The sequence below is a fragment of the Neisseria sp. P0019.S002 genome (genome assembly GCF_051957155.1).
GTDB lineage: Bacteria > Pseudomonadota > Gammaproteobacteria > Burkholderiales > Neisseriaceae > Neisseria > Neisseria perflava.
Window position 1 is genome coordinate 152661 of the sequence record NZ_JBQCWS010000002.1, and the last position, 11695, is coordinate 164355.

General features: G+C 49.4%; 9 protein-coding genes. All 9 read right to left on the bottom strand.

What is annotated here, in order from left to right:
- Positions 1–2: 2 nt before the first annotated feature.
- The 9 genes from ACTHTY_RS04080 to rffG all read right to left on the bottom strand — a co-directional run bounded on the left by ACTHTY_RS04080 (position 3) and on the right by rffG (position 11584).
- Positions 3–1025, bottom strand: a complete 1023-nt coding sequence (locus ACTHTY_RS04080) for a lysozyme inhibitor LprI family protein (protein ID WP_440366546.1) — start codon at positions 1023–1025, stop codon at positions 3–5.
- A gap of 105 nt (positions 1026–1130) precedes the next feature.
- The gene (gene gltS, locus ACTHTY_RS04085) at positions 1131–2345 is read right to left on the bottom strand and encodes a sodium/glutamate symporter (RefSeq protein ID WP_440366547.1); all 1215 of its coding nucleotides are present in this window, start codon (positions 2343–2345) and stop codon (positions 1131–1133) included.
- Positions 2346–2562: 217 nt separating this feature from the next.
- Positions 2563–3969, bottom strand: coding sequence for a tetratricopeptide repeat protein (locus tag ACTHTY_RS04090; RefSeq protein ID WP_440366548.1), 1407 nt, complete (start codon positions 3967–3969; stop codon positions 2563–2565).
- A 369-nt stretch (positions 3970–4338) separates the two neighbouring features.
- Positions 4339–5598, bottom strand: a complete 1260-nt coding sequence (locus ACTHTY_RS04095) for a capsule biosynthesis protein (protein ID WP_440366549.1) — start codon at positions 5596–5598, stop codon at positions 4339–4341.
- A 136-nt stretch (positions 5599–5734) separates the two neighbouring features.
- Positions 5735–7759, bottom strand: coding sequence for a capsular polysaccharide biosynthesis protein (locus tag ACTHTY_RS04100; RefSeq protein ID WP_440366550.1), 2025 nt, complete (start codon positions 7757–7759; stop codon positions 5735–5737).
- Between the two features lie 44 nt (positions 7760–7803).
- Positions 7804–8925: a stealth family protein gene (locus ACTHTY_RS04105; RefSeq protein ID WP_440366551.1), complete on the bottom strand. Its 1122-nt coding sequence runs from the start codon at positions 8923–8925 to the stop codon at positions 7804–7806.
- A 55-nt stretch (positions 8926–8980) separates the two neighbouring features.
- A complete protein-coding gene (gene rfbC / locus ACTHTY_RS04110; RefSeq protein WP_440366682.1) occupies positions 8981–9523 on the bottom strand; it encodes a dTDP-4-dehydrorhamnose 3,5-epimerase in 543 nt (180 codons plus the stop codon).
- 53 nt (positions 9524–9576) lie between these two features.
- Complete coding sequence (rfbA, locus tag ACTHTY_RS04115; RefSeq protein WP_049349316.1) at positions 9577–10443, bottom strand: glucose-1-phosphate thymidylyltransferase RfbA; 867 nt, start codon at positions 10441–10443, stop codon at positions 9577–9579.
- A gap of 73 nt (positions 10444–10516) precedes the next feature.
- The gene (gene rffG, locus ACTHTY_RS04120) at positions 10517–11584 is read right to left on the bottom strand and encodes a dTDP-glucose 4,6-dehydratase (protein ID WP_440366552.1); all 1068 of its coding nucleotides are present in this window, start codon (positions 11582–11584) and stop codon (positions 10517–10519) included.
- Between the last annotated feature and the right edge of the window lie 111 nt (positions 11585–11695).

The window sequence follows — 11695 nt, forward strand, 5'->3', positions numbered from 1 at the left end:
TTTTAGTTGATGGAATAGCCGCGCAGGTATTGCGTACGTTCGCGGGTCATGCGGGTTTCACACTGCAGACGCAGGTATTCTGCTTGTGCGGCGTTGTCTGCGGACGCGGCGGCTTGTTGGCAGTTGAGTTTTTTGCTTTGAATCCAGGCGCGTTGTTCGCCGAGGATTTGTTGTTTGACATCGCTGTCTAAGCCGCCCCAGAGGTCGTTGATCTCGCCGTCTGCCTGACGGTTTTGCGCGCGCGCGTTGTCGAGTTCGCTTTGGCTGAGGCCGGGCAGCTCGTTGCGCGGAGTTTCACGGTCAGGGTGCAGGACTTCGTAGTCTGAATCGTCGTCATCATCGGTCAAACCGACGGCTTGGCTGGCGGCGTTGTTTTCAAGGATGTCTTGCGGATTGACAGTCGGCGGTTCTTCCGTGTTTTGGTTTTGCAGCAGCTTGATGGCCTGCTCTTTGGATACAGGCTTGCCGTCTATCATGACGATGCTTTTTACGCCGTAGGGCAGCAGGGTGGCGGAAAGGGTTTGGGCCGTGGTACTCAGGGTGTTGTCTTCGAGAACCGGTTTGCCGTCTTTATCGGGGGTGTAGAGCAGGGTGGTGCTGAACGTGTTGTTTTGAAAAGTCAGGTTGCTGCCCATCAGTTTTTGTTCGAGCATGTCGGACAACGGGGTGTTGCCGTAAATCAGCGGGCTGTTGTCTATGGCCGTTTTGAGGATGGTGTCGGGAATGCGGATTTTGAGGTTGGCGCGGCAGATGGCTTTGCCGTTGTCTTCGGTTTCTTTGGGGTCTTCAAGCAGGGTTTCTAATTCGAGGCCGGCAGCGATGATTTTGTCGGCATCGACGAATTGGCGGTTGTCATTGCGGGCAAAGGAGCGCGCTTGTTGTTTGAGGGTGTCTTCGATGGTGGTACGGATGTTTTGCAGTGTGGCCGGTTGGGCGCAATCAAGCGCGGCTTTCGGCTCTTCTTTGCTGCATGCGGCAAGAAGAATCGTGCTTAAAATCAATACGGAAGCGGTTTTTTTGTACATGGGTACTCCTGAAGATGACGGCCTTTCAGACGGCCTGACGTGCTTATCATAACAAAAGCACTTGCAGCAAGTAAATGCGGCAAGTGCTTTTCTATGTCGGACGTATCAGCCTTTGATGACGCTGATGAAGCCGGAGAGGATGGCGGCGTTGAGCAAGTCAACGAAGAACGCACCCACCATAGGCACAATCAAGAAGGCTTTGTGAGACGGGCCAAAAGTTTGGGTAATGGACTGCATGTTGGCAACGGCAGTCGGGGTAGCACCCAAACCGAAGCCGCAGTGACCGGCCGCCAATACGGCAGAGTCATAATCGCGACCCATGAAGACATAGGTAACGAAGGTTGCGTACAGAATCATCACGACGGTTTGTACGGCCAAGATGATGGTCACAGGACCTGCCAGACCGGTCAATTCCCACAGTTTCAGGTTCAGAAGAGCCATAGACAGAAAGAGGGACAGGGAGGCGTTACCGAATACGTCGATGGCGCGGTCAAACATATTGACTTTGAAAGCTGCGGTCAGGACGTTGCGGATGACCACGCCTGCAAACAGACACCATACGAATTTAGGCAAGTCGAAAAAGGCTTTGTCGTAGCCGTCGACAATTTCGGCAAAAGCCAAACATGCGGCAAACATCGCGAGCGTTTCGACAGCGGAGTCAGCCGTAATCAGGCGGGTGCGCTGTGCTTGTTCGAAGATGTCATCAGTAGCATCGTTGTCGTCGGATTTGGCAGTTTTGACGATAGGTTTACGGCCCATTTTGTTGATCAGACGGCGTGCAACAGGACCACCGATCAAACCGCCGAATACCAGGCCGAAGGTGGCGGCAGCCATACCCAAGCCGGTTGCACCGGTCAGGCCGAATTTGCTTTCAAAGTCAGGACCCCATGCACCGGCGGTACCGTGACCGCCGGTCAGGGTAATCGAACCGGTAATCAGGCCGATCAGCGGATCTAAGCCCAATGCGCTCGCCAAGCCGACACCGACGAAGTTTTGGACGATGATGAATGCACCCACCACGGCGGTAAAGATAACCAAAGGCAAACCGCCCGCTTTTAAACGGGAGAAGTCGGCGCTCAAACCGATGGATGTAAAGAATATAAGCATGAACGCATCTTGCAGCGGTTTTTCAAATTTGAAGCTGACGCCGTAGGCTTCGTGCAGGGCGAACAGGACGATAGCGGCAACCAAGCCGCCGGCGACCGGCTCGGGAATATTGAAGTCTCGTAAGAATTTGATTTTTTGAACCAGAAATTTACCAACCAGCAACACGAGCGTGGCGGCAATCAGTGTGTAATAACTGTTGAATTCCCATTCCATGTTGTTTCACCTCCTAGAAATGTTTTTCCGAGCATCCGTTTTTGTTCCGGATGTAGTGTGTTTCAACGCTTGGCGTTATCCGCCGAGTGTCATGGTATTGATGCGCGGACAAGGCGTTTTCAGAAAGAAATGAAAACAATGACGTGTCCGTGAAAAATAACTGGCAAATATTAGGGGAATAGTTAAAGATTGTCAAAAAATGCGAGTGTAAATATTTTCAGACGGCCTTTTGCCCGATGGCATGGTGCACTTCGTGGCGCCATTGTTCTAATAGGGATGTTAATGATTCGGCCGAAGTGTGGCCGTTGCTGATGGCGGCCTGCAGCCAGTAGCAGGCGGTCGGAACATGGCAGCTTACACCTTGTCCGTGATAGTAAAAACAGGCGAGGTGGTATTGGGCGGAAGGGTGGTTTTGTTCGGCAGCGATGGCGTACCAGTGGGCGGCCGACCGAGGGTCTTGCGCCGTACCGAGACCGTAATGGTAGATGCGACCTAAGGCTGCCGCCGCATTTTTATGATGGAACTCGGCCGCTTCCATGTAATTTTTGCGCGCGGTATTGTAGTCGGCAGGACGGCCGATGGCGTGGGCTTGTGCTTCTGCCAAACGGTAGATAGTTTCGATTTGTTGCTGTTGCAGGGCGGCTGTTTTGATTTGTTCGTATTGTTGCGGATGGTACAGTGCGGCGTCGCTGATGAGTTTTTGTGCCGCGGCGGCAGAACCCAGTGCGGCGGCACGGTGGTAGTAATCGTGCGCGATATGGTTGTCGGCTTTGATGCCGAGGCCGTAGCGGTAGAGGTCGCCCATGATTTTCAGCGCTTCGGGATGGTCTTTCTCGGCAGCAGCTTTGGCATAGCGCGCCGCTTGGAACGGGTCGCGTTCGGAAAGTTCGCCGGTCAGGGCGTATTGGGCCAGCTTGGCCTGTGCTTCCGCTTGCTCCTTATCGGCGGCACGACGATACCATTCTAAGGCTTCGGGTCGGCCTTGGGCAGCAAGAAGGTCGGCTAGTAGGGTTTGTGCGGCGATGTGGCCGGTTTGCGCGGCTTGTTCGAGATATTGTTCGGCTTGTGCGTGGTTTGGGTTGATACCTGTGCCGTAGAAGTAGATTTGACCGAGTTGCCAACAGGCGGCAGTTATGCCGAGCGTGGCCGCTTTTTCGTATTGTTCGATGGCTGTTTCAACGTCGCCTTGGCGTTGATGATGGCGTGCCAGATGGTAATACGCAGGCGCGGCATATCGGGCAGCGGCAAGCTCCGCCCAGTAGAGGGATTGTGGATCGTTGCGTTGCGCGTGGTAACGCATGAGGATTAATTGGGCTTCGAGGTGACCTTGCTCACCCAGCCAGGCGTAGTCGTTAAGAAGCTGTCCGGTCGGGGTGCCGTTGTGTTCGCGTTGTTGCAGCAGGGTAAAGAGTGCCTTGGGGTGGCGTTGGGCAGCGGCAGCTTCCAACCATGGAAGTGCCTGCTTCGGATGACCGTTTTGCAGCAGATGATTGCCCAATACAAAAGCAGCTTCCGTATATCCCTGCTCTGCGGCCTGTTGCAGCAGGGGCAGGGCTTGGGTAGTATTGGATTGTTCCAAAAGGGCGGCGGCTTGCCGGTAGAGGATATCAGGAGCGGCGGTCATGGTTTGCGGGCGGATATAAAGTGGAAGACGGATGCTGCGGAATATGGGCGGCGATACCGGTTGAGAGCTTTGTAAAAATTTTGCTCGGCATAGTTTTGTAGAGTGTATTACCTTGCTGGCTTATCTTTAGGATGTTTGGCTTGTTATATTGTTTTGCCTAGTGGTACATCCATATTTTGTGCGTTACAAAGGGTTCAGGTTGAGTCGGTATGCGCTCATGACAGCTCGGTCATTATACTGTTTTTGTAATTTATTGTTAATGATAAATGCAGGTTTTTGTGTTTTATTTACATGGCAGTAGCTAAGGTATTGATTGTTTCAGGCCGTCTGAAATGTTTTTCAGACGGCCTGAACTTTTCCCTCACTAAGTCAGGTTGCTGGTGTAGAAGAGTCGGAGGTGTTTTTGTTGGGGAAAAAGACCTGACTATAGAAGTTGCCGTTAATTTGGGTCACGTTGAGGTGGTACATACGGTAGGCATGGAACAGCTCTTTGTCAGGTGGTGTCGGATGATTCCAAAATTCTGCCAAGGTATTTTGGTCAGTAATGCCGGGAATGTCGTAATGGGCGCGGCCGAGAACCTTAACTGGCATATTGTGTATCAATCCGGACAGGCCGCTGGTGCTGTTGATGGTAACCATGCCAAGACCGTGACGCAGGAAAACGGGCAGGGGGACATCATGGACGTAAGTGATACGGCCTTTGAGTTTGGGGTGTTCTTTGATAAAGCGTTTAATGTCGCGCCAGTAGTCGATAAAACCGCGATCCATCGGATGATGCTTGATGATGATGTTGGTATCGGCAGGCGCGTGCTCGGCAAATGAGCTCAAAACATGGAGCAGGAAGCTACGGACGCTGGGAAAGTCGCAATGGATACGGACTTGGCTGTCATTGAATACCTGCAAGGGAACAATAAAAAACTTGCCGTATTTGCCTGCTTCCACACGTTTGGCGATTTGAATGTCTTCAATATAGTAGTTCAAACGCTTGAGAATGGAGAGCGACCATAGTTTGAGGTAATGGCCGGCATTGGGTGCGCGGTGGTGGATGTAGTCGGGATATTTGCGTGGATTGCGGAACAATTCGATATAGTAACGGATGGCGTTTTTTGCCATGGGCGTAAACCCACCGCGTACCGGCGTTGGCGCTTCATATTCTTGTTGGGCCAGTTTGGGGAATTGTTCAAGAAAAAAGTCGGCACGGCGCGGCAGAGGGGAAAATGCGTTGACGCCGTCTTTTTCTAAGGTGATGTAGTAGGGGCGGAAATAGCCTTCTTCAAACGCCCAGAAACTGGCTTGGTTTTCGTTTGCAATGCGTTTTGCGATGACGTGATAAGGGCGTGTGTCGCCAAAGCAGACAACCGCCTGGATGTGATGTTGAGCGATGTATTCTTGCAAAAATTCAGGAAAGGCATCGTAGCTGTCGTTAAAAAAAACGGTATGAGCTTGAGTGGGCGGATAAAAATAGTCGTCGCCTGCATTAAAGTTGAATTTATGTACGGTTTTGCCGTTTTCAGTCAGCCAATTTGCAAGGCGCAGAAAAAAATCGCCGACAGGGCCTTGAAGCAGCAGGATATTTTCTGCGCTTTCAAGCAGGTTTTGCAGGTTGTTTTTGAGGACGGTCTGTTTCATGTCGCAATGTGGTTTTGTTTTTTATGTAATAGTTTTAGGTTGAACTTTCAAGCATACGCCAAGAGAATTAACGATGCAAAAGCAATGATGCCACAATAGAGGCAAGTTCATGACGTATTGTTAATTTAGATGGTATTTATTTAAAAGATCGATATAGTTGTTTGATTTTACCTAATTTTTTAGCAAAGTACCCGCGATGTAATCCGTTGTTGTTTTTTTGCATATTTTTTTGTCGTATCAGGATTTGGGCAGCAGTTTCCGCATTGATGGCCTGATGGGTTTCGGGATGGATATAGTCGGGGTAGTGGATGAGCGTGCCTGCAATCAGCTGCCAAAGCTCAAGCCTGCGGTTGCGGCGCGGAATGGGGAGCAGATCTTGGGTAAGCCCCCAACCTGCATAGAAAGGCAGGCCGTAGCAGCTGACTTTTTTGCCGCGCAACAAGGCTTCAAAACCGGTCAGCGAAGTCATGGTGTGAACTTCGTCTGCGTATTGGAGACAAGTCAGGATGTCGGCTTGTTCGGCGGTTTGGTTGGCATATCGTGCCGTATCTTCAGGGGAAATATGGCCGATACGGTTACCGCTGACTACATCGGGATGCGGTTTGTAGATAATATAGGCATCGGGATTGCGTTCGCGTACGGTACGGAGCAGATCCAGATTGCGATAGATTTGGGGCGAACCGTAGCGGATAGACGCGTCATCTTCAACCTGGCCGGGAATGAGGATTACGGTTTTGTCGGTTGACGGGGCGGTGAAGTCCGAGCTGCCGACGTTGTATTTGCTGATGTGGTTTTCGGTCAGTATTTTTTGCAGCTTCAAGGCCGTCTGAAAGTCTTGATCGTCGAAGTTTTGGTTTTGTAGGATGTGTTCAAGACGGGACGGGATTTCAGCATTGAAATAAATGCCCATATCGTCGGTAACGAGCGACAGCGGCGGCACTAAATTAGAACCAAGCCCGACCGAGCGGATAAAGCCGTCTTCCATGCGCAGCAGGGGGATATTATGTTGTTCGGCAAAACGGACGATGGCCTCTTTGCCGTTACCCCAGGCAAGGATGCGTGCATCATCGGACAGTTTGACCCCGGCCAGTTTTGGGGTGGAAGAGATAAATTTCAGACGGCATGAGGGTACGTTAAAGAACGGTTTGGCAACCGCGCGTTTCCACAAAGACATACCGACGCAATACAACTCGCCACGCAATTTGTCGTTTTTGCGTTTGACCGTCGCCAGATAGTCGATGACATCAAAGAGGCTGCCTACTTCGCCGGTATTGGGGTTGAGGTAGCGGCTGTATTGCAGATAGGCCGCGGCGAAGAGTTGTAGCAAGTTGCGGGGGGTGCGGCGTTGGGTTTGAACAAGGCTGTCGATTTTAGGATGGCGGTCGTCGCTCACGCCCCATCCGGCATACCACGGCAGGCCGAAGGTGGCCAGTGGTTTGCCGCACAAAAGCGCCTCAAAGCCCATTTGCGAGGTAACGCAATAAACTTTATCGACGTTTTGCAACAAAGAAATCGGATTGATGTCTTCTGCCAAAAGATGGACACGGTGTTGCTGCGCAAGCTGGGTCAGATAGCCTTGTTTTTTGCCGCACAAAACATCGGGATGGGTTTTGACCCAGATATCGGCTTGCGGGTTTTCATTCAAGGCCGTCTGAAACATCAGTTCAAACGTAGAGACGTCTGCACCGCCATACTGGATGGCCATATCGCCGAAGGTTTGGTCGATGATGAGGACGGTTTCAGGTTTGGATGGGGAACGCAAAGGATGATCGTCTGAAAGTTCGGGTGCGTGGTTGTATTTGGATAGGTGGTGTCGTAGGATGAAATCCATCGCCTGCTGCGCCTGAGCCAAGGTTTCAGATGGCATGGTATCGGCGGCAAGAATCAGTTGTTCCAAACGCGAAGGACGGGTGGTGTCGTAGTAGATACCGATGTCGTCATAGACGATGGAGTAGGGCGGATAACCGGAGACGCCCAGTCCGACTGAGCGTAAAAAACCGTCCTCAAGATTGAGCAGGGGCAATCTTAAGATATGTGCTAATTTTCTGCGTTTGGGATGTTTCTTGCCCCAAAATACTGCGGTCTTATCCGTTGAAATTTTGTCTAAAAATTTGGTTAGCAAGAGACGTTGTTTAAATAGGCCGAATGTTGAAAAAATCATTTTAAATTATTATGTTATCTATCAAATATCATTAATGTAAGAATTTATTCTGCCTCTATTTCAAAGTAAGTGTCCATAAAATTACGGAAATGTAGGGCATAGTTTTTATCCGCATTATTACTGTTTGGATCATTAATACAGAAGGAATGGGGCATGTGAAGATGTTCTTTTTTAAATAATAATTTTTTATATTGAGTCTGAGCATGTGAACTGCGTATGTTGAAATAGTAGCAAATTTCACGTTTTGGTGTAGCGTATCCGTCAAGGTACATCAACCAGGGTACCAAGAAACTGGCCATATTAAGTTCAGAATTATGGCGAACCTTGTTATTTAGGAAAGAATTTATTTCATCTTCAAATAATAACCATGCCTTTTCAAAGGATGTCTTTCTTAGTGGAATATAGGTATGTACTAAAGGTGTATCAATATTAATTTTTGGATAATATTTTTTTAAGAGTATAAGAGCATGTTCTGATGCAGTTAACGTTGGCGTAATTAATCCTCGTTGATACATTTTTTGCAGACTTTTATTGGCAACAAATAGGGAAGCCAAGCCATTATTTTCAAAAAAGTGGTTAGGCGTCAGTGGTCTTGCAACGAAAACATCATCATTGAAATAAATAAAATGTTCACTTAAATCTGGAATTTTATATAAGTTTGCTTCAATGACGTGGGAATTAAACGTTGGTAAGTATTTGGCATCAATAATTTGCGAATGATTGATTAATTTAATTTTAGAATAGGTGTTTTCATTTAACCATTTAGGTTTTTGATCCGCCGTTACAATAAAAATATTGCGGACCCACGGCATAAACTTCTGTACGGCCTGTACTGAATAAAAAAGTTCATTATGGTTGGAAAAGCGGGCAGGGTCGGTCGCATACAGGCCGATATCTTCCTGATCAATGGGCTGCAGGGTGCGGTAATACTGTTCTTGCCATGCTTTATCGGTATTGTCGACCCAAGTAAAAACAACATCGATGGGGAAGTTTGGCAAAACGTTTTCTGTGAGTGACGCAAGATTGGCATCTGCATTGATCAGAGTGAATTCTTCAGTTTCAGGAATAGGCTGTTCTACATTATAAGGAGGAAAGCGTTTATTTAGAAAATCCCTAAAGAAAATATGGGGCTCTCTAAAAAATTTTCTAATTTTATTTAAATTCATTTGAAACTTTCTAATACTACAAAATAGAAACAGTTGATTCTGTTATGTTTTGAAGTTATCCAAACGTTACGGCTTCGGCCAATACTTTGCCTGCCAAGTCTTTAGGCGACAGGCTCGGCTCGCCTTGCAGCGGCCAGTCGATGCCGACTGTCGGATCATTCCAAATCAGCGAGTGTTCGGCTTTGGGGTTGTAATAATCCGTGCATTTATAGACGAACTCAGCTTCATCGCTCAGTACATAGAAGCCGTGTGCAAAACCTTCGGGTACCCACAGCTGGCGTTTGTTTTCTGTGGACAAGATCTCGCCTACCCATTTGCCGAAAGTAGGGGAGTCTTTACGCATATCGACGGCCACATCGAATACTTCGCCGACAACCACGCGCACGAGTTTGCCTTGTGTGTTTTCGGTTTGATAGTGCAGGCCGCGCAATACGCCTTTGCTGGATTTGGAATGGTTTTCCTGCACGAAGGTGCGGTCGCAGACTTGGGTTTTGAACCACTCGTCGCGGAAGGTTTCCATAAAAAAGCCGCGCGCATCGCCGAAGACTTGCGGCTCAAGCAGTTTTACGTCAGGAATGGCGGTATCAATGATGTTCATCGTTTTATCTTTCATCTAAAGGCCGTCTGAAAAGTTTCAGACGGCCTCAAACATTATTTTTTCAACAGGCGCAGCAAATATTGGCCGTATTGGTTTTTCGCCATCGGGCGCGCCAGTTCTTCCAGTTTTTCATCAGAAAGCCAACCGTTGCGCCAAGCGATTTCTTCCAGGCAGGCGATTTGCAGGTCTTGGATGTTTTGCACGGTTTGGACAAATGAAGCGGCTTCGTGCAGGCTCTCGTGGGTGCCGGTGTCCAGCCATGCGAAACCGCGTCCCAAAAGTTGTACCGACAATGAACCATCTTCCAAATACATTTGGTTGAGGTCGGAAATTTCCAATTCGCCGCGGGCGGACGGTTTGATTTGTTTGGCGAACTCGACAACGCGTTGGTCGTAGAAGTACAAGCCGGTTACCGCCCAGTCGGATTTGGGCTGTTGCGGTTTCTCTTCGATAGACAGGGCGTTGAAGTTTTCGTCAAATTCAACCACGCCGAAACGCTCGGGGTCTTTGACCTGATAACCGAATACGGTTGCGCCGTGGGTCTTGGCGGCGGCCTGTTTCAATGTTTGCGTAAATGATTGGCCGTAGAAAATATTGTCGCCCAAAACTAAGCAAACATTGTCGTTGCCGATAAATTCTTCGCCGATGATAAATGCCTGTGCCAAGCCGTCCGGACTGGGTTGAACGGCATAGCTGATGGAAATGCCGAAATCGCCGCCGTCGCCAAGTAGGCGTTTGAAAGAGGCGTTGTCTTCGGGCGTGGTAATCACCAAAATATCGCGGATTCCTGCCAGCATCAATACGGACAGGGGATAGTAAATCATGGGCTTGTCGTACACGGGCAGCAGTTGTTTGGATACGCCGCGCGTGATGGGGTAGAGGCGCGTGCCGCTGCCGCCAGCAAGGATGATGCCTTTCATGGGTTTTCTCCTGAGTAGTGTGTGTTTGTGTGATTTTCAGACGGCCTAATATGGGGACAGGCCGTCTGAAAACTTATTTTCCGGTGCCTAAACGCTCTAAACGGTAGCTGCCGTTCAATACGTTTTGCCACCAGGTTTTGTTGTCCAAATACCATTGCACTGTTTTGCGGATACCGGATTCGAATGTTTCCTGAGGTTTCCAACCCAGCTCCCTGCCGATTTTGGCAGCGTCGATGGCGTAGCGCACGTCATGGCCGGGGCGGTCTTGTACGAAAGTAATCAAATCTTCATAACGCGCCACACCCGCCGGTTTTTCAGGAACAAGCTCTTCCAGCAGGGTGCAGATGGTTTTGACGACTTCAATATTGGCTTTTTCATTGTGGCCACCGATATTGTAGGTCTCGCCGACAACACCTTCGGTAACAACCTGATACAGTGCGCGCGCGTGGTCTTCGACAAACAGCCAGTCACGGATTTGCATACCGTCGCCGTAAACGGGCAGTGGTTTGCCGTCGAGCGCGTTCAGAATCATTAAAGGAATGAGTTTTTCCGGAAAATGGTAGGGGCCATAGTTGTTGGAGCAGTTGGTTACGATGGTCGGCAAACCGTAAGTACGCAACCATGCGCGGACGAGGTGGTCGCTGGACGCTTTAGAGGCAGAGTAGGGGCTGGACGGCGCGTATGGCGTAGTTTCTGTAAACAAATCGTCTGTGCCGTGCAAATCGCCATAGACTTCATCGGTAGAAATATGGTGGAAACGGAAGGCTTCGCGTTTTTCAGACGGCATTTGTTGCCAGTAGGCGCGGGCCGCTTCAAGCAGATTGAATGTGCCGACGATATTGGTTTGGATAAATTCGCCTGCCGAATCGATAGAGCGGTCGACATGGCTTTCCGCAGCCAAGTGCATCACGGCATCAGGCTGGTGTTGTGCGAATACGCGGTCGAGTTCGGCGCGGTCGCAAATATCCACTTGCTCAAAAGCATAGCGAGGATTATTGGCTACCCCAGTCAAAGATTCCAAATTGCCGGCATAAGTCAGCTTATCGACATTGACGACAGAGTCTTGGGTGTTTTGGATAATATGACGGACTACGGCCGAACCGATAAAGCCAGCCCCACCGGTAACAAGGATTTTTTTCATAAATTTCAGAGGATAGCCAAAAAATATAAATGGATTATAGCAGACAGAAAGTGTGTTTTTCAGATAAAGAGGCCGTCTGAAAACATCTCTTTCAGACGGCCTGTATCAGGT